At 73.0% G+C, this 22,670-nt stretch carries 20 protein-coding genes; 10 read left to right on the top strand and 10 right to left on the bottom strand.

Annotation, left to right across the window (positions count from 1 at the left end):
- Positions 1-119: 119 nt before the first annotated feature.
- Positions 120-266 (top strand): hypothetical protein, encoded by a 147-nt coding sequence (locus tag ACZ4SV_RS30330; protein ID WP_365884039.1) that lies wholly within the window; start codon positions 120-122, stop codon positions 264-266.
- A 26-nt stretch (positions 267-292) separates the two neighbouring features.
- On the opposite strand, the gene ACZ4SV_RS30325 is transcribed toward ACZ4SV_RS30330, so the two are convergent.
- Genes ACZ4SV_RS30325 through ACZ4SV_RS30300 form a run of 6 tightly spaced genes read right to left on the bottom strand, consistent with a single transcriptional unit; the run spans position 293 to position 7,500 of the window.
- Positions 293-1,723 (bottom strand): NAD(P)/FAD-dependent oxidoreductase, encoded by a 1,431-nt coding sequence (locus tag ACZ4SV_RS30325; protein WP_365884041.1) that lies wholly within the window; start codon positions 1,721-1,723, stop codon positions 293-295.
- Between the two features lie 34 nt (positions 1,724-1,757).
- Positions 1,758-2,558 carry an ABC transporter permease gene (locus ACZ4SV_RS30320; protein ID WP_468008013.1) on the bottom strand — a complete coding sequence of 267 codons (801 nt, stop codon included), beginning with the start codon at positions 2,556-2,558 and terminating at the stop codon, positions 1,758-1,760.
- 1 nt (position 2,559) lies between these two features.
- Complete coding sequence (locus ACZ4SV_RS30315) at positions 2,560-3,489, bottom strand: ABC transporter permease (protein WP_468008011.1); 930 nt, start codon at positions 3,487-3,489, stop codon at positions 2,560-2,562.
- Complete coding sequence (locus ACZ4SV_RS30310) at positions 3,489-4,658, bottom strand: ABC transporter ATP-binding protein (RefSeq protein WP_468008009.1); 1,170 nt, start codon at positions 4,656-4,658, stop codon at positions 3,489-3,491. Before ACZ4SV_RS30310 ends, ACZ4SV_RS30315 begins: the two co-directional genes overlap by 1 nt.
- Before the next feature lie 5 nt (positions 4,659-4,663).
- The gene (locus ACZ4SV_RS30305) at positions 4,664-5,911 is read right to left on the bottom strand and encodes a polyamine ABC transporter substrate-binding protein (protein ID WP_468008007.1); all 1,248 of its coding nucleotides are present in this window, start codon (positions 5,909-5,911) and stop codon (positions 4,664-4,666) included.
- Between the two features lie 53 nt (positions 5,912-5,964).
- Positions 5,965-7,500 (bottom strand): gamma-aminobutyraldehyde dehydrogenase, encoded by a 1,536-nt coding sequence (locus ACZ4SV_RS30300; RefSeq protein ID WP_468008005.1) that lies wholly within the window; start codon positions 7,498-7,500, stop codon positions 5,965-5,967.
- 208 nt (positions 7,501-7,708) lie between these two features.
- Between ACZ4SV_RS30300 and ACZ4SV_RS30295 the strand changes: the two genes are divergently transcribed.
- The gene (locus tag ACZ4SV_RS30295; protein ID WP_468008003.1) at positions 7,709-8,272 is read left to right on the top strand and encodes an NADAR family protein; all 564 of its coding nucleotides are present in this window, start codon (positions 7,709-7,711) and stop codon (positions 8,270-8,272) included.
- A 157-nt stretch (positions 8,273-8,429) separates the two neighbouring features.
- Here ACZ4SV_RS30295 and ACZ4SV_RS30290 read toward each other — a convergent pair whose 3' ends face one another.
- Positions 8,430-10,028: a DUF4190 domain-containing protein gene (locus ACZ4SV_RS30290; RefSeq protein WP_468008001.1), complete on the bottom strand. Its 1,599-nt coding sequence runs from the start codon at positions 10,026-10,028 to the stop codon at positions 8,430-8,432.
- A gap of 155 nt (positions 10,029-10,183) precedes the next feature.
- On the opposite strand from ACZ4SV_RS30290, the gene ACZ4SV_RS30285 reads away from it, so the two are divergent.
- The 3 genes from ACZ4SV_RS30285 to ACZ4SV_RS30275 all read left to right on the top strand — a co-directional run bounded on the left by ACZ4SV_RS30285 (position 10,184) and on the right by ACZ4SV_RS30275 (position 13,337).
- Positions 10,184-11,251, top strand: a complete 1,068-nt coding sequence (locus ACZ4SV_RS30285) for an adenosine deaminase (protein WP_468007999.1) — start codon at positions 10,184-10,186, stop codon at positions 11,249-11,251.
- Between the two features lie 67 nt (positions 11,252-11,318).
- The gene (locus ACZ4SV_RS30280; RefSeq protein ID WP_468007997.1) at positions 11,319-12,002 is read left to right on the top strand and encodes a glycerophosphodiester phosphodiesterase; all 684 of its coding nucleotides are present in this window, start codon (positions 11,319-11,321) and stop codon (positions 12,000-12,002) included.
- Positions 12,003-12,167: 165 nt separating this feature from the next.
- Complete coding sequence (locus ACZ4SV_RS30275) at positions 12,168-13,337, top strand: serine hydrolase domain-containing protein (protein ID WP_468007995.1); 1,170 nt, start codon at positions 12,168-12,170, stop codon at positions 13,335-13,337.
- Between the two features lie 78 nt (positions 13,338-13,415).
- Here ACZ4SV_RS30275 and ACZ4SV_RS30270 read toward each other — a convergent pair whose 3' ends face one another.
- Positions 13,416-14,606 carry an ABC transporter substrate-binding protein gene (locus tag ACZ4SV_RS30270; RefSeq protein WP_468007993.1) on the bottom strand — a complete coding sequence of 397 codons (1,191 nt, stop codon included), beginning with the start codon at positions 14,604-14,606 and terminating at the stop codon, positions 13,416-13,418.
- Positions 14,607-14,717: 111 nt separating this feature from the next.
- Complete coding sequence (locus tag ACZ4SV_RS30265) at positions 14,718-15,566, bottom strand: helix-turn-helix transcriptional regulator (RefSeq protein WP_468007991.1); 849 nt, start codon at positions 15,564-15,566, stop codon at positions 14,718-14,720.
- A gap of 167 nt (positions 15,567-15,733) precedes the next feature.
- Here ACZ4SV_RS30265 and ACZ4SV_RS30260 point away from each other — a divergent pair, with 167 nt between their 5' ends.
- On the top strand, positions 15,734-16,738 hold the full coding sequence (locus ACZ4SV_RS30260) for an aldo/keto reductase (RefSeq protein ID WP_365877879.1): 1,005 nt from the start codon (positions 15,734-15,736) through the stop codon (positions 16,736-16,738).
- 61 nt (positions 16,739-16,799) lie between these two features.
- Here the strand turns inward: ACZ4SV_RS30260 and ACZ4SV_RS30255 are convergent, their stop codons facing one another.
- Positions 16,800-18,239 (bottom strand): gamma-aminobutyraldehyde dehydrogenase, encoded by a 1,440-nt coding sequence (locus ACZ4SV_RS30255; protein WP_365877877.1) that lies wholly within the window; start codon positions 18,237-18,239, stop codon positions 16,800-16,802.
- A gap of 171 nt (positions 18,240-18,410) precedes the next feature.
- Between ACZ4SV_RS30255 and ACZ4SV_RS30250 the strand changes: the two genes are divergently transcribed.
- The 4 genes from ACZ4SV_RS30250 to ACZ4SV_RS30235 all read left to right on the top strand — a co-directional run bounded on the left by ACZ4SV_RS30250 (position 18,411) and on the right by ACZ4SV_RS30235 (position 22,658).
- On the top strand, positions 18,411-18,932 hold the full coding sequence (locus ACZ4SV_RS30250) for an Lrp/AsnC family transcriptional regulator (RefSeq protein WP_030785039.1): 522 nt from the start codon (positions 18,411-18,413) through the stop codon (positions 18,930-18,932).
- Positions 18,933-18,951: 19 nt separating this feature from the next.
- Positions 18,952-20,316 carry an aspartate aminotransferase family protein gene (locus ACZ4SV_RS30245; RefSeq protein ID WP_468007988.1) on the top strand — a complete coding sequence of 455 codons (1,365 nt, stop codon included), beginning with the start codon at positions 18,952-18,954 and terminating at the stop codon, positions 20,314-20,316.
- A gap of 201 nt (positions 20,317-20,517) precedes the next feature.
- Positions 20,518-21,258 (top strand): ABC transporter ATP-binding protein, encoded by a 741-nt coding sequence (locus ACZ4SV_RS30240; RefSeq protein ID WP_365877873.1) that lies wholly within the window; start codon positions 20,518-20,520, stop codon positions 21,256-21,258.
- Entirely contained in the window at positions 21,240-22,658 is a 1,419-nt protein-coding gene (locus ACZ4SV_RS30235) for a hypothetical protein (RefSeq protein ID WP_468007986.1), read from the top strand. The genes ACZ4SV_RS30240 and ACZ4SV_RS30235 overlap by 19 nt, the downstream gene beginning before the upstream one ends.
- The last annotated feature ends 12 nt before the right edge of the window (positions 22,659-22,670 follow it).

The following is a 22,670-nucleotide window of genomic DNA, read 5'->3' as shown; positions in this document are numbered from 1 at the left end:
GCCACCGGCAACTGTGCCGCGTGGCGCAACACCGGACGGCCGCGCCAGTCTGTCTCCCGTCCCCGCCAGGAGTGGAGAAAGGCATATCAATGCGCGGCCCCCGAGGGCGAACCGATCTTGTGGCATTTCTCGCGGTCCTGCTGACCGGAGTGGTGCTCGTCCTGTCCGGCATCCCGCCCGAGGCGGTGTCCACCGTGGCGATCGGGCTCTCCACGCTGTACGCCGCCTGGCGGGGCGACCGGTCCTCCGGCGGGCGGGACGGGTGACGGCGGGCCGCGCCCGGCGGGCTCCGTCAACTGTCGAAGCCGAGCCCCAGCCGGTCCATGGTGCGCAGCCACAGGTTGCGCCGGCCGCCGTGGGCGTCCGCGCGGGCCAGGGACCACTTGGTGAGCGCTATCCCGGTCCAGGCGAACGGCTCGGGCGGGAACGGCAGCGGCTTCCGGCGGACCATCTCCAGCGCGGTGCGCTCGGTGTGCTCGCCGTCCAGCAGGTCCAGCATCACGTCCGCGCCGAACCGGGTGGCGCCGACGCCGAGGCCCGTGTAGCCCGCCGCGTACGCCACACGGCCCTGGTGGGCGGTGCCGAAGAACGCGGAGAAACGCGAGCAGGTGTCGATCGCGCCGCCCCAGGCGTGGGTGAAACGGACGCCCTCCAGTTGCGGGAAGCAGGTGAAGAAGTGCCCGGCCAGCTTGGCGTACGTCTCGGGCCGGTCGTCGTACTCGGCGCGCACCCGGCCGCCGTAGGGGTAGACCGCGTCGTAGCCGCCCCACAGGATGCGGTTGTCGGCGGACAGCCGGAAGTAGTGGAACTGGTTGGCGCTGTCGCCGAGGCCCTGCCGGTTGTGCCAGCCGATCGAGGCGAGCCGGTCGTCGGTCAGCGGCTCGGTCATCAGCGCGTAGTCGTAGACCGGGACGGTGTACGAGCGCACGCGGCGCAGCAGGCTGGGGAAGATGTTGGTGCCGAGCGCGACCTTGCGGGCGCGGACGGTGCCGTACGGGGTGCGTACGGCCATCCCGGCGCCGTAGTGCTTCAGCGTCAGGGCGGGCGTGTGCTCGTACACCCGCACCCCCAGCGCGAGGCAGGCCCGCTTCAGGCCCCAGGCCAGCTTGGCCGGGTGCAGCATGGCCACGCCGGTGCGGTCCCACAGGCCCGCCTGGAACGTGGGCGAGTCGACCTGGGCGCGCACGGCGTCGGCGTCCAGGAACTCGATGCCGTCCGCGAGGCCCTTGTCCGTCAGCTCCCGGTGCCAGTCGGCCAGTTCGCGGGCCTGGTAGGGCGCGGTGGCGACGTCGATCTCGCCGGTGCGTTCGAAGTCGCAGTCGATGCCGTGCCGGACGAGCGCGGCCTCGATCTCGTCGAGGTTGCGCCGGCCCAGCTCCTCCAGCTTGTGGATCTCGCCGGGCCAGCGGGTCAGGCCGTTGGGCAGGCCGTGGGTGAGGGAGGCGGCGCAGAAGCCGCCGTTGCGGCCGGAGGCGGCCCAGCCCACCTCGCGGCCTTCCAGCAGGACCACCTCGCGCCGCGGGTCACGCTCCTTGGCGTTCAGCGCGGTCCACAGTCCGCTGTAGCCGCCGCCGACGACCAGCAGGTCACAGGTCTCGGCGGCGGTGAGGGCGGGCTCGGCGGCGGGCTTGCCGGGGTCTTCCAGCCAGTACGGGACCGGCTGGGCTTCGGAGAGAGAGGCGATCCAGCTGTCTGTGCCACGGCTCATGGCGCTCGGGGCCATGATTTCAACTCCCTACAGAGGGTCGCGGGAAGGTCTATGCCTTCTGCTTGTTCCGGCGGTTCGTGACGGCCATCGCGACCAGGACGAACAGGACGGCCAGGAGGAACATGGCGGTGCCGATCACGTTGATCTGCACGGGTGTTCCGCGCTGCGCCGATCCCCAGACGAACATCGGGAACGTGACGGTCGAACCGGCGTTGAAATTGGTGATGATGAAATCGTCGAAGGAGAGCGCGAACGACAGCAGCGCGCCCGCGGCGATCCCGGGTGCCGCGATGGGCAGGGTGACCCGCAGGAAGGTCTGCACGGGACCGGCGTACAGGTCCCGGGCGGCCTCCTCCAGACGCGGGTCCATCGACATCACGCGCGCCTTGACGGCGGTGACGACGAAGCTCAGGCAGAACATGATGTGGGCGATCAGGATGGTCCAGAAGCCGAGCTGGGCGCCCATGTTGAGGAACAGGGTGAGCAGCGAGGCGGCCATGACCACCTCGGGCATCGCCATCGGCAGGAAGATCAGCGAGTTGACGGCGCCGCGCGCGCGGAAGCGGTAGCGGACCAGCGCGAAGGAGATCATCGTGCCGAGCGCGGTGGCGCCGACCGTCGCCCATACGGCGATCTGGAGGCTGCGCGAGAGCGAGCCGCACAGGCCGGCGACTCCGCACGGGTCCTGCCAGGCGTCCGTGGAGAACCGCTGCCAGGCGTAGTTGAAGCGCCCCTTCGGCTTGTTGAAGGAGAACACCGTGACGATGACGTTCGGCAGCAGGAGGTAGGCGAGCGTCAGCAGCCCGGCGAGGACGACGAGACGGCGCTTGAGCCAGGTGACGAGGGGCATGTCAGACCAGATCCTCCGTGCCGGACCGGCGGATGTAGAACGTGACCATGGCCAGGATGGCGGCCATGAGGATGAAGGACAGGGCCGCCGCCGTCGGGTAGTCGAGGATGCGCAGGAACTGCGTCTGGATGACGTTGCCGATCATGCGGGTGTCGGTGGAGCCGAGGAGTTCGGCGTTGACGTAGTCGCCGGCCGCCGGGATGAAGGTCAGCAGCGTGCCGGAGACCACGCCCGGCATGGACAGCGGGAAGGTGACCTTGCGGAAGGTGGTCCACGGCTTGGCGTACAGGTCGCCGGCCGCCTCGTGCAGCCGCCCGTCGATCCGCTCCAGCGAGGTGTACAGCGGCAGGATCATGAACGGCAGGAAGTTGTACGTCAGTCCGCACACCACGGCCAGCGGGGTGGCCAGCACCCGGTCGCCGGCCGTCCAGCCGAGCCAGTCGGTCAGGTCCAGCACGTGCACCGCGGTCAGGACGTGCACGACCGGGCTGTCGTCGGCGAGGATCGTCTTCCAGGCCAGGGTGCGGATCAGGAAGCTGGTGAAGAACGGCGCGATCACCAGGACCATGATCAGGTTGCGCCAGCGGCCGGCGCGGAAGGCGATGAGATAGGCCAGCGGGTAGCCCAGCAGCAGGCACAGGGCGGTCGAGGCGGCGGCGTAGCAGACGGACCGCAGGAACTGCGGCCAGTACTCGGACAGGGCGTCCCAGTACGTCGCGAAGTGCCAGGTGACCCGGTAGCCGTCCTCCAGGGAGCCCTGCTGCACGGAGGTGGAGGCCTGGTAGACCATCGGCAGCGCGAAGAAGACGACCAGCCACAGCAGGCCGGGCAGCAGCAGCCAGTACGGCGTGAACCGGCCGCGCCGGCGCGCGGGCCCGGACTCGGGCGCGGCGGGGCTGAGCGGCGGGGGCGCCTCGGTGAGCGTGTCCATCAGGCGGCGGCCTCTTCCTCGGTGCCCGCGGGGTCCACCGTGCCGGCGAGCGGGGACTGCGCGGCGTCCAGGCCGAAGGTGTGGGCCGGGCTCCAGTGCAGGACGACCTCGGCGCCGGGCACGAGCCGGGTGTCCCGCTCGACGTTCTGGACGTACACCGACAGCCCGGCGCAGACGGGGCTGTCGACGACGTACTGCGTGGAGACGCCGATGAAGCTGGCGTCCGAGATCGTCCCGGTGACGCGGTTGCGGCCCGCCGGGATGCCGCCCGCTTCGCCGGCGTGCGTGAGGGAGATCTTCTCCGGGCGGATGCCGGCCAGCACCTTGCCGCCGGCCGCCGGCGGCGCGGCGCACCGGGCCGCGGGCAGCACCAGTTTGCCGCCGCCCGCCCTGAGCACGATGTCGTCGCCGCTCCTGGTGTCGACCTCGGCCTCGATGAGGTTGGAGGTGCCCAGGAAGTTCGCGACGAAGGTGGTGCGCGGGTTCTCGTACAGGTCGGCGGGCGCGCCGAGCTGCTCGACCCGGCCGCCGTTCATCACGGCGACCGTGTCGGCCATGGTCATGGCCTCCTCCTGGTCGTGCGTGACGTGGACGAAGGTGATGCCGACCTCGGTCTGGATGCGCTTGAGTTCCAGCTGCATCTGGCGGCGCAGCTTCAGGTCGAGGGCGCCGAGCGGCTCGTCCAGCAGCAGCACCCTGGGGTGGTTGATCAGGGCGCGGGCCACGGCGACGCGCTGCTGCTGGCCGCCGGAGAGCTGGTGCGGCTTCTTGCGCGCCTGCTCGCCGAGCTGGACCAGCTCCAGCATCTCCTCCACCTGCTTCTTCACGCTCTTGATGCCGCGCCGGCGCAGGCCGAAGGCGACGTTCTCGAAGATGTCGAGGTGCGGGAAGAGGGCGTAGGACTGGAAGACCGTGTTGACCGGCCGCTTGTACGGCGGCAGGCGGGTGACGTCCTGGTCGCCGAGCCGGACCGTGCCCGAGGTGGGCTCCTCCAGGCCGGCGATCATGCGCAGGGTGGTGGTCTTGCCGCAGCCGGAGGCACCGAGCAGGGCGAAGAAGGAGCCCTCCGGCACGGTCAGGTCCAGCGGGTGTACGGCGGTGAAGGAGCCGTAGGTCTTGGAGATGCCGGAGAGGCGGACGTCGCCGCTGTTGTCCGGTGTGGTCTTCATCGTCGTCACGCCCCTGTGAGCTTCGCGAACTTCTCTTCGTAGGCCGTCTCTTCCTTCTGGCTCAGGGAGCGGAAGGCATGGGACTTCGCCTGCATGGCCCGGTCGGGGACGATCAGCGGGTTGTCCGCCGCGTCCTTGTCGATCTTCGCAAGGTAGGGCTTCACTCCGTCGACCGGCGTCACGTAGGTGATCTGCGCGGCGAGCGCGGCGGCCTGCCGGGGCTCGTAGTAGAAGTCGATCAGCCGCTCGGCGTTCGTCTTGTGGCGTGCCTTGTTGGGCACGCACAGGTTGTCGGTCGACGTCACGTAGCCGCTGTCCGGGATGACGAAGCCGACGTCCGGGCTGTCCGCCTTCAGCTGGACGACGTCGCCGGCCCAGGCGAGGCAGGCCGCGAAGTCGCCCTTTTCGAGGTCGGCTGTGTAGTCGTTGCCGGTGAAGCGGCGGATCTGGCCCTTGTCGACGGCCTTCTGCAGGCGGGCGATGGCGGCGTCGTAGTCGTCGTCGGTGAACCGCGCCGGGTCCTTGCCCATGTCCAGCAGGGTCATGCCCACGCTGTCGCGCATCTCCGACAGGAAGCCGACGCGGCCCTTGAGCCGGGGGTTGTCGAGCAGGTCGGAGACCGAGGTCACCTCGATGCCGTCGAGCGCCTTCTTGTTGTAGGCGATGACGGTGGAGATGCCCTGCCACGGATAGGAGTACGCCCGCCCGGGGTCCCAGTCCGGGTCGCGGAACTGGGGCGAGAGGTTGCGGTAGGCGTGCGGCAGGTTGGACGCGTCCAGTTTCTGGACCCAGCCGAGGCGGATCAGCCGGGCGACCAGCCAGTCGGTGAGGACGATCAGGTCGCGGCCGATGTCCTGGCCCGCGGCGAGCTGCGGTTTGATCTTGCCGAAGAACTCGTTGTTGTCGTTGATGTCCTCGGTGTAGTCGACCGTGATCCCGGTGCGCCGGCGGAAGGTCTCCAGCGTCGGATGGTGCTTGCCGCCGGCGTCCACGTCGATGTACTCGGTCCAGTTGGAGAAGTTCACCACCTTCTCCGCGGCCGAGTGGTCCTGGGCGGAGGTGCCGCCCGGGTTCCGGCCCGCCGCGGGGATCCCGCAGCCGCTCAGCGCCCCGAGGCCGCCGGCCGTGAGCGCCCCGGCGGCGGCGGTCCGCAGCACGGACCGGCGGGTCGGGGCGGCCCGGCCGCCGCGCGGGCCGCGCCGGAGGGCGGCCCCCGGTGGCGGGGTCGGACGGTCGGGCTCGTTGTGCTCCATGCGCGTGGTGCCCTTTCGGGAGGGATCGGCCTGGTCGGCGGCCGGGTCGGTCTCTAGCGGTCCCCGAAGACGGTGCGGTGCCAGTCCTTCTCGGCCACCGCGGTGTTGTCGAACATTACGTGCTTGACCTGCGTGTATTCCTCAAAGGAGTACGCCGACATGTCCTTGCCGAAGCCCGAGGCCTTGTAGCCCCCGTGCGGCATCTCGCTGATGATCGGGATGTGGTCGTTGACCCAGACGCACCCCGCCTTGATCTCGCGGGTGGCCCGGTTCGCGCGGTAGACGCTGGTGCTCCACGCGGAGGCGGCGAGACCGTACGGCGTGTCGTTGGCCAGCCGGATGCCCTCATCATCGCTGTCGAACGGCAGCACGACCAGTACGGGACCGAAGATCTCCGCCTGGACGATCTCGCTGTCCTGGGCCGCGCCGGTGATCAGGGTGGGCCGGTAGTAGGCGCCGCCCGCCAGCTCGCCGCCCGGGGCCTCGCCGCCGGTGACCACGCGCGCGTAGCCCCGCGCCCGGTCCACGAAGGCGGCGACGCGGTCGCGGTGGGCGTGCGAGATCAGCGGTCCGAGGTCGGTGCCGGGCGCGAACGGGTCGCCGAGCCGGACGGTCTCCATCAGCGCGGCCGTCCGCTCCACGAACGCCTCGTACAGCGGCCGCTGCACATAGGCGCGCGTGGCGGCCGTGCAGTCCTGCCCGCTGTTGATGAGCGCGCCGGCGACCGCGCCGTGCGCGGCGGCCTCCAGGTCGGCGTCGTCGAAGACCACGAAGGGCGCCTTGCCGCCCAGCTCCAGGTGGAGCCGTTTGACGGTGGCGGTGGCGATCTCCGCGACCCGCCTGCCGACGGCGGTGGACCCGGTGAAGGAGGTCATGGCCACGTCCGGGTGGCCGACCAGCCGCTCGCCGGCCTCCTTGCCGGTCCCGGTGACGATGTTGACCACCCCGTCCGGGAGGCCCGCGTCCGTGGCGGCCCGGGCGAACAGCAGCGAGGTCAGCGGGGTGGTCTCGGCGGGCTTCAGCACGACCGTGTTGCCGGCGGCGATCGCCGGGAGGATCTTCCAGGCGGCCATCTGGAGCGGATAGTTCCAGGGCGCGATGGAGCCGACGACGCCGATCGGCTCGCGCCGGACGTACGACGTGTGGTCGCCGGAGTACTCACCGGCCGACTGCCCCTGGAGGTGCCGGGCGGCACCCGCGAAGAAGGCGGTGTTGTCGACGGTCCCCGGCACGTCGAACTCGCGGGTCAGCTTCAGCGGCTTGCCGCACTGGAGGGACTCGGCGCGGGCGAACTCCTCGGCGCGCCCGGCGAGCACGGCGGCGAACCGGTGCAGGGCGTCGGAGCGCTCGCCCGGCGTGGCGGCGGACCAGCCCGGGAACGCGGCGCGCGCGGCGGCGACGGCCGCGTCGACGTCGTCGGGTCCGGCCGTCTCGTAGCGGTACACCTCCCGGCCGGTGGCGGGGTCGACCACGGCGTGGTGGCGGCCCGAGGTGCCGGTGGCCGGCCGGCCGGCGAGGTACTGCGCGCCGTCCGCGAAACGGTCCTGCGCGTCGAATCGTTCCGAGGTGGCGGTGCCCGGACTGTGCATGTCGCTCTCCTCCGCCGTGCGCCCCTCCCCAGGGGTGGGTGGCGTAGCTCCAGCTCGAATTGAGTGCCGATCCTGACAGAGCCATAGGTCATCAACAAGTGATTCCGTTGTTGCCTTTTGGTTACGCGACGGAATCAGTTGACCAGGTGTCGAGTCGGGGCGGAAAAGGGCGGACGGAGTGTCAGTGGTGCGTGCCAGACTCGCGTGCATGGCAAAGATCGACGGGGTGGACGCGCTGATCCGGGAGGTCCGGGCGGGTGCGCGGATCAGGTACCTGCACTTCTGGGGGCACCAGCCGCGGGCGGACGGGCGCATCGGGGCGAGCTGCCTGAGCCAGTGGTGGCCGTCACCCTTCGTGGTGGACGGGGTGGAGTACGCGACGGCCGAGCACTGGATGATGGCGGCCAAGGCCCGGCTGTTCGGGGACGCGGAGGCGGAGCGCCGGGTGCTGGCCGCGGAGCATCCCGCCGCGGCGAAGAAGGCGGGGCGCCTGGTCCGCGGCTTCGACGAGGAGACCTGGGAGCGGGAGCGCTTCCGGCTGGTGGTCGAGGGCAGCGCGCACAAGTTCGCGGCCCACGACGACCTCGCGACGTTCCTGCGGAGCACCGGGGACCGCGTGCTGGTGGAGGCCAGCCCGGTGGACCGCATCTGGGGCATAGGCCTGGCGGCGGACGACGAGGCGGCGACGGACCCGGAACGCTGGCAGGGCCTGAACCTCCTGGGCTTCGCCCTGATGGAGGTACGGGAACGGCTGGCGGGGGCGGGGGCCTGAGGGGCGGGTGCGCTTGGCCGTGGGGGCGCGCGGTTCTTGTGGTGACGGCGCGGATGCGCGGTGAGTGGCGTGCGCTTCTTACGGTGACGGCGCGCGGTTCTTACGGTGACGGCGCGCGGTCATGGTCGCGGTCCGTGCTTCCCGGGGTCCGGTGCGCTCAGGCGTACAGCGCTATCACGAAGGCCACCATGCCCAGCGCCAGGACGATCCCGGTGGCACCGCAGATGATCCCGGCCAGCGCCACGCCCGGGTTCGTCGCCTCGCCGCGGCGCGCCCGGCCCCGGCCGATCCCGCCGAAGACCAGGGCGAGGACGCCCAGCACCAGGGCGACCGGCCACATGAAGAAGCCCAGCGCGGAGATGATGCCCAGCACCAGCGCGGCCGTGCCCATGCCGTTGTTCGGCGCCTGCATACCGGGCCAGCCGTAGCCGTCGGCGACCGGGTAGGGGACGGCACCGTACCCGGCGTGCGGCGGACCCGGGTAGCCGTACGCCACCTGCCCGGGACCGTCGGGCGCGATGGGCGGCGGCGGCACGGGTTCCGCTCCCGCATAGGAGACCGGCGGGGCGAAGGGGTTGACCGGGGGCGCGGAAGCGGGCGGCGCGAAGGGGTAGGACTGCGGCTGGGGCGCCGCCGCGCTGGCGGAGGGCGGGGCGAAGGGGTTCACGGGGGGTGCGAACGGGTCCGCCGGGGGCGTGTACGGGTTCGCGGGGGGTGCGAACGGGTCCGGCGTGTACGGGTTCGCCGGGGGTGCGGAGGGGTTCGGCTGCGGGGCAGCCGCGGCCGGGGACTCGGCCCCGCCGGCGGGTCCGGCCCAGGCCACCGGGGGCGCGAAGGGGTTCGCGGCGGGCGCGAGGGGGGTCGGCTGCGGGGCGGCGGCAGCCGGGGACTCGGCCCCGCCGGGTCCAGCCCAGGCCACCGGGCCGGACGAGGCGCCGGGGCCGGTAGAGGCCGTGGGGCCGGTAGAGGCCGTGGGGCCGGTAGAGGCCGTGGGGCCGGAGGAGGCGCCGGGGCCGGCGCCAGCGGCGGGGGGCGTGCCGGCGGGCGCGGACTCGACGGGCCGGGCCTCGGATACGGCATCGACGGGCGCGGGCACGGCGTCGACGGGCCGGGACTCCGCGTCGACAGGCACGGCATGCGCCGACTCGGCGGGCCGGCGCTCGGGCACGGCATCGACGGGCCCGGACGCGGCCGAGGACTCGGTCCCGTCGGCGGGTCCGGCCCAGGCCACCGGGCCGGACGAGGCCCCGGGGCCGGTAGAGGCCGTGGGGCCGGAGGAGGCGCCGGGGCCGGCGCCAGCGGCGGGGGGCGTGTCGGCGGGCGCGGACTCGGCGAGCTGGGACTCAGGCACGGCGTCCGTGGGCACGGCTTCGACGGGCGCCGACTCGGCGGGCCGGCGCTCGGGCACGGCGGCCGCAGGCACGGCATCGACGGGGACGGACGCGGCGTCGACGGATTCGGACTCGACGGGCCGGGACTCAGGCACGGCATCGACCGGCGCGGACTCGACGGGCCGCGACTCGGGCACGGCATCGACCGGCTCGGACTCGGCGTCGGCAGGCGTGGGCGGCGCCGTCCGCAGCGAGGTCACGGGCCGGGCCCGGTGGTCGGGGGTCGGTGTCGGGGCCGTGTCCTGGCGGGGGGCTCCGGTGACGGGCGGTGGCGGCGTCTTGGCCAGGGAGACCCGGGGTGTCGCGGGCCCCTGTCCGGCGGACCGCTCCCCCGGTGTGGACTGCGGCGGCGCCTCGTCGGACATGCTGGAGCTCCCCCTCTGCTGGACCTCCCGTCATGCTACGGGCCCGGAAGGGCACCCCAACCCGGGGCCTACGATGAACCCGCGTCACCGATCAGCCGATCACCGCGCCCGGACCCCGCACCCCGGTCCACGGGCGCCCTGCCCGGGGAGGACCCTTGACCGACACCGCCGTACCCGCCACCGGCACCGCCGTCCGCGATCTGCGCGACTTCATCGCGGGGCTGCCCAAGGCCGAACTGCACGTCCACCACGTCGGCTCCGCCTCTCCCCGCATCGTCTCGGCACTGGCCGCCCGCCACCCCGACTCCCGGGTGCCCGCCGACCCGGAGGCCCTGGCCGACTACTTCACGTTCACGGACTTCGCGCACTTCATCCAGGTCTACCTGTCGGTCGTGGACCTGATCCGCACCCCGGAGGACGTCCGGCTGCTCACCTACGAGGTGGCCCGGGACCTGGCCCGCCAGCAGGTGCGGTACGCCGAGCTGACCCTCACCCCCTTCTCCTCCACCCGGCGCGGCATCGACGAGCGCGCCTTCATGGACGCGATCGAGGACGCCCGGAAGGCCGCCGAGGCGGAGTTCGGGACGGTGCTGCGCTGGTGCTTCGACATTCCCGGCGAGGCGGGCCTGGAGGCGGCCGAGGAGACGGCACGGCTGGCCACCGACGACCGGGTGCGTCCGGAGGGGCTGGTGTCGTTCGGGCTCGGCGGGCCGGAGATCGGCGTGCCCCGGCCGCAGTTCAAGCCGTACTTCGACCGGGCCATCGCGGCCGGTCTGCACTCCGTCCCGCACGCCGGGGAGACGACCGGACCGGAGACGGTGTGGGACGCGCTGACCGAGCTGCGCGCCGAGCGCATCGGGCACGGCACCAGCTCCGCGCGGGACCCGAGGCTGCTCGCCCACCTCGCCGAGCACCGCATCCCGCTGGAGGTCTGCCCGACCTCCAACATCGCCACCCGCGCGGTGCGGACCCTGGAGGAGCACCCGGTCAAGGAGTTCACCCGGGCCGGTGTGCTGGTGACGATCAACTCCGACGACCCGCCGATGTTCGGCACCGACCTGAACAACGAGTACGCGGTGGCCGCGCGGCTCCTGGAACTGGACGAACGGGGCCTCGCCGACCTCGCGAAGAACGCGGTGGACGCCGCCTTCCTGGACCCGGCGGGCAAGACGCGGATCGCGCGGGAGATCGACGCGTACACGGCCGCCTGGCTCGCCGGCTGATCCGCCCGGCACCGGCACCGCCGGGCCCGGGGCGGCGGCGGGGCGTGGTCCGGCCAGAATGGGGGCCATGCAGACCGTGACCGCCGTGGCCCACCGCGGCGACCCCTACCGCTTCCGTGAGAACACCCTCGACTCGCTGCGCTCCGCGCTCGGCCGGGGCGCGGACGCCGTCGAGATCGACGTACGGCTCACCCGTGACGGCGTCCCCGTGCTGCTGCACGACGAGACGCTGCGGCGGCTGTGGGGGGTCGACCGGCCGCTCGGCGCGCTGTCCGCCGCGGAGCTGCACGGGCTGACGGACGGCGGGGTGCCGACGCTGGCGCAGGCGCTGGCCGCGACCGGCGACAGCCGGGTGATGGTGGACCTGTGCGGGCCGGCCGGCCGCCGCACGGTGGAGCGGATACTGGACGTGGTGGGGCAGAGCGGGGCCCGGGACCGGGTCTACTACAGCGCGCACGCCAAGGCGGTGCTCGCCGTCCGCGCCGCCGACCCGGCCGCCGAGATCGCCCTGACCTGGACGACCCTGGCCCCGCCGCGGCCCGCGCTGCTCGCCGCGGTCCGCCCGCGCTGGCTCAACTACCGCTTCCCGCTGGTCGGCCGGGAGCTGGCCGCCCGCGTCCACCGCGACGGCTGTCTGCTGTCCGTGTGGACCCCGGACACCCGCCGTTCCATGAGCCGGCTGCTGGAGCTGGGCGTGGACTCGATCACGACGAACCGCATCGGCGTCCTGCACGCGCTGCGCTCCTCCTGACCCCGGCGCCCGTAGGGGTGATCCCGTACAACTCCCCGGACAGTACGGGTGGTTACTCAGGGACGGGCAAGGGTCGTACGCCCTCCTGGGTGAGGATCCCCGGCGGTGGTCCGGTGGCCGAGGATGATCAGGCATCTCCCGCCCGGCCTCTGAAGGAGCCCGCCCATGCGCCGTACCAGCCGCTCCACCCGTACCGCCGTCCTGGCCGCCGGTCTCGTCGCCGCGCTGGCCGCCGGTCCGCTGGCCGTGCCGGCGTTCGCCGCGTCCGCGTCCCCGCCCGCCGCACCGGTTCCGGCGGCCTCCGCCCCCGCCGCGTCCGGCCCGGACGCCGAGGCTCTCGCCGCCGCCATCGCCGGCCTGCCCGACCACGACGCCACGGCCGCGCTGCTCCGCGTCGGCGGCGACGGCACCTGGCGCGGGACGGCCGGGGTGCGGGACGTCCGTACGGGTGCGCCGGCGCTGGAGAACGCGCGGTTCCGGGCCGGTTCGGTGACGAAGGTGGTCACCGCGGCGCTCGTGCTGCAACTGGCCGCGGAGGGCCGGGTCGACCTCGACGGCACCGTGCAGCACTATCTGCCGGGTCTGCTCGACGACCGGTTCGAGCCGGTCGCCGTACGGCAGTTGCTGAACTACACCAGCGGGCTGCGTCCCGGGTCCTCCCTCGGCGACACGGTCGAGGAGGGCTACCCGCACCGGTTCGAGACGCTGACACCCCGTCAGGTCGTGGCGGACGCCGTCGCGCAGGGCCCGGCGTACGCGCCCGGCACGCGGCAGACCTACGGCAACATCCACTACACGGTGCTCGGCCTGCTCGTCGAGAAGGTGACCGGCGACTCGTACGCGCACCAGGCGGCGGTGCGGATCTTCCGGCCGCTGGGCATGCGCGGCAGTTCCTTCCCGGCCGGCGCGGACCCGCGCATCCACGGCCCGCACAACCGGGGCTACGACTGGATCGACGGCCGGCTGGTCGACGTGACCGACTGGAACATGACCGACCGGTTCGCGGCCGGCGACCTGATCTCGACCACCGCCGATCTGGAGCGGCTGCTGGTGGGGCTGTTCCGCGGCCGGGTGGTGCCCGAGCCGCAGTTGCGGGAGATGTTCACGCTGCCCGACGTGCCCGGGGCGCGGTACGGCGCGGGGCTGGAGCGGTTCGAGGTGAACGGCAGAGAGATCTGGGGCAAGACCGGTTCCCGGCCCGGCTACACGGCGGCGATCGCCGCGACCCGCGACCTGTCCCGCACCCTGGTGTACTCGGTGAACTCCACGGACTCCAAGGGCGACGGCCAGCAGTCCTCCGCCCAGCGCTTCGCGTACCCCGCGTTCAACCGCTGACGGGCGCCGGCGCCCCGGATGCCGTGGGCGGGACCGCGGTGCGGGCCGTGGAACGCGACCGCGACGGCCGGGACCGGTTCACAGGCCCACGATGCCGTTCCAGCGCCGGGCGAACTCCGTGCGGTGGGCGGCCGGGATGTCCCGGGCGACGGCCAGGCGCTCCCGCAGGACGGAGTCCGGGAAGATCAGGGGGTTGTCGGCGAGGGCGGCGGTGTCCTTGTCCTTGGCGGCGGCCAGGATCTCGCGGGCCGCGGGGACCGGGCAGACGTAGGTGACCCAGGCGGCCAGCTTCGCGGCGACCTCGGGGTTGTAGTAGTAGTCGACCAGCCGCTCGGCGTTGGCCTTGTGCCGGGCCCGGTCGGGGATCATCAAGGAGTCCGACCACAGCTCGCCGCCCTCCTCGGGGACGACGAAGCGGATGTCGGGGTTGTCCGCCTGGAGCTGGATGACGTCGCCGGAGTACGCCTGGCAGGCCAGGACGTCCCCGCTGACCAGGTCCTTGGTGTAGTCGTTGCCGGTGAAACGGCGGATCTGGCCCCGTCTGACCTCCCGCTCCACCTGGTCGCAGACCCGGTGGAAGTCGTCGGGGGTCCAGCGGGTGATGTCGACGCCGTTGCCCTGCATGAGCAGCGCGAACGCCTCGTCCAGGCCGGACAGCAGGGTCACACGGCCCTTGAGGTCCTCCGCCCAGAGGTCCGCCACCCGCCGTATCTCGCGGCCCAGCCTGCGGCGGTCGTAGGCGATGCCGGTGATGCCGGACTGCCAGGGCACCGTGAAGCGGCGCCCCGGGTCGAAGGCGGGCGAGCGCAGCAGCGGGTCGAGGTGGCGGGCCACGTTCGGCTGGCGGGCGCGGTCCATCTCCTGCACCCAGCCGAGGCGGACGTACCGGGCGCACATCCAGTCGCTGATGACGATCAGATCGCGGCCGGTGGACTGGTGGTTCATCAGCGCGGGGCTGATCTTGCCGAAGAACTCGTCGTTGTCGTTGACCTCCTCGGCGTAGTCGACGGCTATCCCGGTGCGCTTCTCGAACCCCTCCAGCGTGGGCCGCCTGTCGGGGTCGGCGTCGTCGGTGTCGATGTACAGCGGCCAGTTGGCCCAGGTCAGCTTCTTGTCGGCCGCGGACCGGTCGGGCACGGCCCGGTCGCCGGGGCGGACGTAGGCGGCGGGCACCCCGCAGCCGGCCAGGGCACCGAGCGCGGCGGTGCCGAGACCGGCGAGGAGCCGGCGGCGGGACGGCGGGGTCGTACGAGAGGAAGTCCGAGGCACCCCGGAAGGATGCCGGTGCGCCGCCCGGAGCGGCAATCGACACCGCGTCGAGCGGACCGGTACCGCCACGACACCTTGTCGATCACCGCACGGACCGGGCCCGTCACCCGGTCAGTCCCCGGCCAGCCCCCAGCTGCCCACCAGCCCCAGCGCCTCCCCGGCCCCGGTCTCCGGCGCGGGCAGATAGGTGACCAGCACCTGGCCCGGCTCGGGCGTGTGCAGCACCTCGAAGTCCAGGACGAGCGGGCCGACCAGGGGGTGGCGCAGGGTGTAGCGGCCGGGGCCCTTGTCGCGGACGTCCTGGCGGGCCCACAGCGCGGCGAACTCCTCGCTCTTCATGGCGAGCGTGCCGATGAGGGAGGCGAGGGCGGAGTCGTCGGGGTAGCGGCCGACGCTCACCCGCAGGAAGGCCACGGTCGCCTCGGCCTTGGCCTGGAGGCTGTCGCCGAGCAGCGCGCGGTAGCGGTCGTCGAGGAAGACCAGGTGCGCGAAGGTGCGCCGCCCGGCCGGCACGGCACCGAAGTCACCGAAGACGGCGGCGGCGAGCGGGTTCCAGGCGAGCACCTGGGTGAGGTGGCCGCAGACGTAGGCCGGGCCGGGCTGGGCGTCGACCAGCCGGCGCAGGGCGGGCCGTACCGTCCCGGTGGCCGGGGCCGCGTCCGGGCGGGCCCGGTCGGGGCGGGCCAGGGCGCGCAGGTACGCCCGCTCGTCCGCGTCCAGCCGCAGCGCGCGGCCGACGGCGTCCAGGACGCCGTCCGACACATGCGGGTTGCGGCCCTGCTCCAGCCGTACGTAGTACTCGACGCTCACTCCCGCGAGCTGCGCCAGCTCCTCCCGCCGCAGCCCGGGCACGCGCCGCGGCCCGTACGCGGTCAGGCCGACGTCGGCCGGGGTGAGCCGGGCCCGCCGGGACCTGAGGAACTGGCCGATCTGCGTGCGTCGTTCGCCGGGTGCCGTCATGCCTTCGAGTATCCCGGTCCGGCGCCGCCCGAGGGTGGTCAAGTCTTTCCCCCCGCTGAGCCGTGCCTGCCGGGACCGGTCGCGGGGCGCGCAGGGTGGTGGACGTCAGCGATCGACGGACGAGAACAACGAGTCCGGCGAGACCAACGAGACCAAGGACGTACGACATGACTCTCCCCCTCCGCCCCCTCGGCTCCTCCGGCCTGGACATCTCCGTGATCGGGCTCGGTGCCTGGGCGTTCGGCGGCGACGGCTGGCGCTTCTCCTGGGGCGCGCAGGACGACGCCCGGTCCGTCGCGGCCGTGCACCGGGCGGTCGAGCTGGGCGTCAACTGGATCGACACGGCCGCCGTGTACGGGCTCGGGCACTCCGAGGAGGTGGTCGGCAAGGCGCTGGCGGCGCTGCCGGCGGCCGACCGGCCGTATGTGTTCACCAAGGCGGGTCTGGTGTGGGACCCGGAGAACCCGGCGGCGGCGCCCCGGCGGATCATGCGGCCGGACAGCGTGCGGCGCGAGGTCGAGGACTCGCTGCGCCGTCTCGGCGTGGAGGTGATCGACCTGTACCAGGTGCACTGGCCGGACACCGGCGCGGCCCTGGACTGGGACGGCACCGAGCCGCCCGCGGACGCGGTGGCCACCGGCCTGGAGGAGTACTGGGAGGTGATGGCCGAGCTGAAGGCGGCGGGCAAGGTGCGGGCGATCGGCCTGTCCAACCACGGTCCCGAGCTGCTGGAGCGCGCGCGCCGGATCGCCGGGGTCGACGCGATCCAGCCCCCGCTGTCCCTCCTGAACCGCACGGCCGAACCGGAGATCGACTGGGCCGCCGGCCACGGCACCGGAGTGATCGCCTACCAGCCGCTCCACTCGGGCCTGCTCACCGGGGCGTTCACCCGGCAGCGGCTCGACGCGCTGGACCCCGCCGACTGGCGCCGCACCCACCCGGACTTCACCACGCACCTGGACGGCCACCTCCGTACGGTGGACCGGCTGAGGACGGTCGCGCGGGCGCACGGCACGACGGCGGGGGCGGTGGCGATCGCCTGGGTGCTGGGCCGCGAGGGCGTGACGGGCGCGATCGTGGGCGCCCGCGGTCCGGAGCAGACGGCGGACTGGGAGCAGGCGGCGAGCCTGCGACTCACGGCGGCGGAGCGGGAGTTCCTCGCCGGGGAGTGACACGGCGCGGCCCCGGACGGGTGGGTGAACCCGCCGGGGCCGCGCCGCCGTTCACGGTGTGTTACGCGTCCAGGGACGTCATCACGTGCTTGATGCGGGTGTAGTCCTCGAAGCCGTACGCCGACAGGTCCTTGCCGTAGCCGGACTTCTTGAAGCCGCCGTGCGGCATCTCGGCGACGAGCGGGATGTGGGTGTTGATCCACACGCAGCCGAAGTCCAGCTTCTTGGACATGCGCATCGCGCGGGCGTGGTCCTTGGTCCACACCGAGGACGCGAGGGCGTACTCGACGCCGTTGGCGTACTCGACGGCCTGGTCCTCGTCGGTGAAGGGCTGGACGGTGATGACCGGGCCGAAGACCTCGTTCTGCACGATCTCGTCGTCCTGCTTCAGGCCGGAGACGACGGTCGGGGCGTAGAAGAAGCCCTTGTCGCCGACCCGCTGGCCGCCCGCCTCGACCTTGGCGTGGGCGGGCAGGCGGTCGATGAAGCCGGCCACCTGGCGGAGCTGGTTGGCGTTGTTCAGCGGGCCGAAGAGCACGTCGTCGTCGTCCGGCTGCCCGGTCTTGGTCTCGGCCGCGGCCTTGGCGAGCGCGGCCACGAACTCGTCGTGGATGGACTCGTGGACCAGGACGCGGGTCGCGGCCGTGCAGTCCTGGCCGGCGTTGAAGAAGCCGGCGAGGGAGATGTCCTCGACGGCCTTGGCGATGTCGGTGTCCTCGAAGACGACGACGGGGGCCTTGCCGCCCAGCTCCAGGTGGACCCGCTTGACGTCCTTCGACGCCGACTCGGCGACGGACATGCCGGCGCGCACGGAGCCGGTGATCGACGCCATGGCGGGTACCGGGTGCTCCACCATCGTGCGGCCCGTCTCGCGGTCGCCGCAGATGACGTTGAAGACGCCCTTGGGCAGGATCGAACCGACGATGTCGGCGATCAGGACCGTGGAGGCGGGAGTGGTGTCCGACGGCTTCAGGACGACCGTGTTGCCGGCGGCGAGCGCCGGGGCGAACTTCCACACGGCCATCATCATCGGGTAGTTCCACGGCGCGACCTGGGCGCAGACGCCGACCGGCTCACGGCGGATGATCGAGGTCATCCCCTCCATGTACTCGCCGGCCGAGCGGCCCTCCAGCAGCCGGGCCGCGCCCGCGAAGAAGCGGATCTGGTCGACCATCGGCGGGATCTCCTCGGAGCGGGTCAGCCCGACCGGCTTGCCCGTGTTCTCCACCTCGGCCGCGATCAGCTCCTCGGCACGCTCCTCGAACGCGTCGGCGATCTTCAGGAGGGCCTTCTGCCGCTCGGCGGGCGTGGTGTCGCGCCAGGCCGGGAAGGCGCGCGCGGCGGCCTCCATGGCGGCGTCGACGTCCGCCTGCCCGGACAGCGGCGCGGTCGCGTACGCCTCGCCCGTCGCGGGGTTGACCACCTCGGTGGTCCGTCCGTCGGCGGCGTCCCGGAACTCACCGTCGATGTAGTTGCGCAGACGACGCAGCTCGGTGCTCACTGCCGGCCTCCTGATCTGGTTCTGTGCTGTCCACACGCTGAGACACCCACCCTAATCGGCGAGGCGACGTTTTCAACACCCCCAGCGCCATCCGTTCTGCGAAATCCGCAAGGCCAAGACTCCGAAACAACGGATTTCATCGATCCAGGGTTGCAAAACTGTCGAGACCTCGTGCACAGTGAGGTCGTGGCCAGTCGAAGCGCAGACCAGAGGGACTCGTCCCGCGAGTCAAGGAACGGCAACAGTCCCCAGCTGGACGCCGTCTCCCTCGCCATCATCCAGCAGCTCCAGGAGGACGGCCGCCGGCCGTACGCGGCGATCGGCAAGGCCGTCGGCCTCTCCGAGGCCGCCGTGCGCCAGCGCGTGCAGAAGCTGCTGGACCAGGGCGTGATGCAGATCGTCGCCGTCACGGACCCGCTCACCGTGGGCTTCCGCCGGCAGGCGATGGTCGGGATCAACGTCGAGGGCGACGTCGAGTCGATCGCGGACGCGCTGACTGACATGTCGGAAGTCGAGTACGTGGTGATGACCGCGGGCTCGTTCGACATCCTCGCCGAGATCGTCTGCGAGGACGACGACCACCTGCTGGACGTCATCAACAAACGCATCCGGGCGCTGCCCGGGGTGCGCTCCACCGAGAGCTTCGTCTACCTGAAGCTCAAGAAGCAGACCTACATGTGGGGAACCCGATAACCGTGAGGACCCGATAACCGTGAGCAGCAAGGACCTCAGCCGTACCGCGTACGACCACCTGTGGATGCACTTCACCCGCATGTCCTCGTACGAGAACTCCCCCGTCCCGACGATCGTCCGGGGTGAGGGCACCTACATCTACGACGACAAGGGCCGGCGCTACCTGGACGGTCTCGCGGGTCTGTTCGTGGTCCAGGCCGGTCACGGCCGCACGGAACTCGCCGAGACCGCCTTCAAGCAGGCCCAGGAGCTGGCCTTCTTCCCGGTGTGGTCCTACGCCCACCCGAAGGCCGTCGAGCTGGCCGAGCGCCTGGCCCACCACGCGCCCGGCGACCTGAACAAGGTCTTCTTCACCACCGGCGGCGGCGAGGCCGTCGAGACCGCCTGGAAGCTGGCCAAGCAGTACTTCAAGCTCCAGGGCAAGCCGACCAAGTACAAGGTCATCTCCCGCGCCGTCGCCTACCACGGCACGCCGCAGGGCGCCCTGTCCATCACCGGCCTGCCGGCCCTGAAGGCCCCGTTCGAGCCGCTGGTGCCGGGCGCCCACAAGGTGCCGAACACCAACATCTACCGCGCCCCGATCCACGGCGACGACCCGGAGGCCTTCGGCCGCTGGGCCGCCGACCAGATCGAGCAGCAGATCCTCTTCGAGGGCCCGGAGACCGTCGCCGCGGTCTTCCTGGAGCCGGTGCAGAACGCCGGCGGCTGCTTCCCGCCGCCGCCCGGGTACTTCCAGCGGGTCCGCGAGATCTGCGACCAGTACGACGTCCTGCTCGTCTCGGACGAGGTCATCTGCGCCTTCGGCCGCCTCGGCACGATGTTCGCCTGCGACAAGTTCGGCTACGTCCCGGACATGATCACCTGCGCCAAGGGCATGACCTCGGGCTACTCCCCGATCGGCGCCTGCATCGTCTCCGACCGGCTCGCCGAGCCGTTCTACAAGGGCGACAACACCTTCCTGCACGGCTACACCTTCGGCGGCCACCCGGTCTCCGCGGCGGTCGGCCTCGCCAACCTCGACCTGTTCGAGCGCGAGAACCTCACCCAGCACGTGCTGGACAACGAGGGCGCCTTCCTGCAGACCCTGCAGAAGCTGCACGACCTGCCGATCGTCGGCGACGTCCGCGGCAACGGCTTCTTCTACGGCATCGAGCTGGTGAAGGACAAGCACACCAAGGAGTCCTTCAACGACGAGGAGACCGAGCGCGTCCTGTACGGCTTCCTCTCCAAGGCGCTGTTCGACAACGGCCTGTACTGCCGTGCCGACGACCGCGGCGACCCGGTCGTCCAGCTCGCCCCGCCGCTGATCTCCAACCAGGAGACCTTCGACGAGATCGAGCAGATCCTGCGGGCCACCCTCACGGAGGCGTGGACCAAGCTCTGATCATCCGACCGGATGACAGCACGCGGCCCCGGCGCCGTCCGTTCGAGTGAGAACGGCGGCCCGGGGCCGCGTGCTGTCCGGGCTCCCGCCGGGGACCTGCCTAGCGTGCCAGTGACCGATCAGCCCGGCCCTCGTTCCCCCGAATGGCCCGTTTGGGGGACGGCAGACCGGGACAACGGATCCGAACCGAGGTGTACGCCCATGGAGGCCCCGCCGGACAACGACGTGCTCTGGGCACGCTCCCTGCACTACACGCACCGCGACGGCTCCCCCGGCCTCGCCGGGGTCTCGCTCGGCGTGCGGGAGGGCGAGATCCTCGCCGTCAGCGGACCGCGCGGCAGCGGCAAGACGACCCTGCTGCGCTGCCTGTCCGGCCTGGTGCCGGCGGGCGACGGCGAGGTGTGGTACAACAGCTCGCCCGTGCACACGCTCGGCCCGGTGGCCCGCGAGCGGCTGCGCCGGGACCGCTTCGGCTGGATCGACCCCGAGCCGGTCCTCGTGCCCGAGCTGAACGTCTGGGAGAACGCCGCGCTGCCGCTGATGCTGCGCGGCACCGGCCGCCGCCGGGCCAAGGCGGCCGCGCTGGAGTGGCTGGAGCGCCTCGACGTCGGCGACCGGGCCCGCTGCCGGCCGCACGCGCTCCGGCACGCCGAACGCCAGCGCGTCGCCATCGCCCGCGCGCTCGCGCCGGGACCCGCGGTGCTCTTCGCCGACGAGCCCACCGCGCCGCTGCACCGGGCCGACCGCACCCATGTGCTGCGCACCCTGACCTCGGCCGCCCGCTCCCACGGGATCACGGTCGTCCTCGCCACGCACGACCCGGACACCGCCGCCCTCGCCGACCGCACGGTGGCCCTGCTCGACGGGCGCCGCGTGCACACCGTGCACCTGCCGGACGCCCCGGACGCGGAAGGCCGGGCCGCGTGCTCGCTCTCCGTCTGATCCGCGCCGCCCGGCCCGCCGTCCACCTGCGCCGGCTGCTGGTGTCCGCCGCCTCGGCGGGCACCGCCTTCCTGCTGCTGTCCAGCCTCGGCTACGCCCTGCACCACCCGGAGGCGGCGGACGCCGCCGCGCTGCGCCTGGCCTGGTGCGCGGTGCCGCTCGCCGCCACGGTGTACCTGGCGCTGGCGGTCGCCCGCACCGACCCCGGCACCCGGCCGCGCCCCGGACTGTCCGCCGTAGGACTCGGTCCGGCCCGGCTGATGGCCCTGTCCGCGCTGACGACGGCCCTGTCCTGCGCCCTGGGCGCGCTGCTGGCCCTGCTGGCCTTCCTGCGGCTGCGCGGCGACCTGCCGGGCGGGCCGTTCGACGGCGCGGCGGACTTCCTCGCCGCGGACCAGCCGCTGCCGGTGCCGGCGGCCCTGACCCTGCTCGCCGTGGTCCCGGCGGCGGCGGCCGCGACGGCGGCCGTGGCCCTGCGCCCGAAGGACCCCCGCCCGGCGCGCCGGACCCCCCGGACGTCCGGCCGCTTCGGGACGTACGGCGCCTCGCCGGTCCGGGACACGTTCGGGGCGTACGGCCGCTTCGGCGCGCGCCGGCGCGGCGGGACCCCGGTGGCCGCGGGCGCCGCGGGGCCCGCCCGTGGTGCGCAGGCTTCCGGGGCCGCCGCCGATCTCCGGCCGGCGGCGGCCGTGCATGCCCCGGCCGAGCCGCCGTCCCCGGGCACCGCGCCGGCGGGCCGTCCCGGGCGGGCCGCCGCCGGCACGGCCCCCGGTACGGCCTCCGGCACGGCGGAAGACGGCACTTCGGTCCTGCCGGGCGTCGCGGACACCGACCCGGCCGGCCTGCCCTGGGGCGTCGCCCTCGTCACCGCCGGGCTCGCCGCGCAGGCGTACGCCGGCCGGTCCGCCCCGGCCCCCGCCCTCGCCGTACTCCTCGGCTGGCTCCTCGGCGGCACCGGTCTGGTCCTGGCCGGGCCGGGTCTCACCCACGGGTGCGGCCGGCTGCTCCAGGCCTGCCGGCCCGGTGTGCTGCGGCTGCTCGCGGGCCGGGTCCTGATGACGGAGGCCGCCCGGATCGGGCGCCCGCTCGGCGTGGTCTGCGCGGTGGCGTCCGCCGGCTGCGCCTTGACCATCGTGCACGGCTCCGCCGCCCCCGGCCACGACCCGCTGTCCGCGCTCGGCGCCCTGGTCGTCGCCGGCTCCACGCTCGCCACGCTGCTCACCGCCGCCGTGGAGACCCGCCAGTGCCGCGCCGGCACCACCGCCGCGCTGCTCCGCCTCGGCGCGCCCCCCGTCCTGCTGCGCGGGGCCGCCGCCCTCCGCGCGGTCGCCCTGGTGGCCCTGTTCGGCCCGCTCGTCCTGGTGATCGCCGCGCTGTCGGCACTGCCGCTGAGCCGCTGAGCCGCTGAGGAG

Source organism: Streptomyces sp. NPDC027672 (genome assembly GCF_055566335.1).
This window is presented reverse-complemented; position numbering and strand designations above follow the sequence as displayed.

Excerpts from the sequence above, each read along its gene's own strand:
- ACZ4SV_RS30260 (WP_365877879.1), top strand. The coding sequence starts at position 15,734 with ATGACTCTCCCCCTCCGCCCCCTCGGCTCCTCCGGCCTGGACATCTCC.
- ACZ4SV_RS30300 (WP_468008005.1), bottom strand. The coding sequence starts at position 7,500 with ATGCACAGTCCGGGCACCGCCACCTCGGAACGATTCGACGCGCAGGAC.
- ACZ4SV_RS30280 (WP_468007997.1), top strand. The coding sequence starts at position 11,319 with ATGCAGACCGTGACCGCCGTGGCCCACCGCGGCGACCCCTACCGCTTC.
- ACZ4SV_RS30290 (WP_468008001.1), bottom strand. The coding sequence starts at position 10,028 with ATGTCCGACGAGGCGCCGCCGCAGTCCACACCGGGGGAGCGGTCCGCC.
- ACZ4SV_RS30310 (WP_468008009.1), bottom strand. The coding sequence starts at position 4,658 with ATGAAGACCACACCGGACAACAGCGGCGACGTCCGCCTCTCCGGCATC.
- ACZ4SV_RS30325 (WP_365884041.1), bottom strand. The coding sequence starts at position 1,723 with ATGGCCCCGAGCGCCATGAGCCGTGGCACAGACAGCTGGATCGCCTCT.
- ACZ4SV_RS30240 (WP_365877873.1), top strand. The coding sequence starts at position 20,518 with ATGGAGGCCCCGCCGGACAACGACGTGCTCTGGGCACGCTCCCTGCAC.
- ACZ4SV_RS30265 (WP_468007991.1), bottom strand. The coding sequence starts at position 15,566 with ATGACGGCACCCGGCGAACGACGCACGCAGATCGGCCAGTTCCTCAGG.
- ACZ4SV_RS30320 (WP_468008013.1), bottom strand. The coding sequence starts at position 2,558 with ATGCCCCTCGTCACCTGGCTCAAGCGCCGTCTCGTCGTCCTCGCCGGG.
- ACZ4SV_RS30275 (WP_468007995.1), top strand. The coding sequence starts at position 12,168 with ATGCGCCGTACCAGCCGCTCCACCCGTACCGCCGTCCTGGCCGCCGGT.
- ACZ4SV_RS30305 (WP_468008007.1), bottom strand. The coding sequence starts at position 5,911 with ATGGAGCACAACGAGCCCGACCGTCCGACCCCGCCACCGGGGGCCGCC.
- ACZ4SV_RS30295 (WP_468008003.1), top strand. The coding sequence starts at position 7,709 with ATGGCAAAGATCGACGGGGTGGACGCGCTGATCCGGGAGGTCCGGGCG.
- ACZ4SV_RS30315 (WP_468008011.1), bottom strand. The coding sequence starts at position 3,489 with ATGGACACGCTCACCGAGGCGCCCCCGCCGCTCAGCCCCGCCGCGCCC.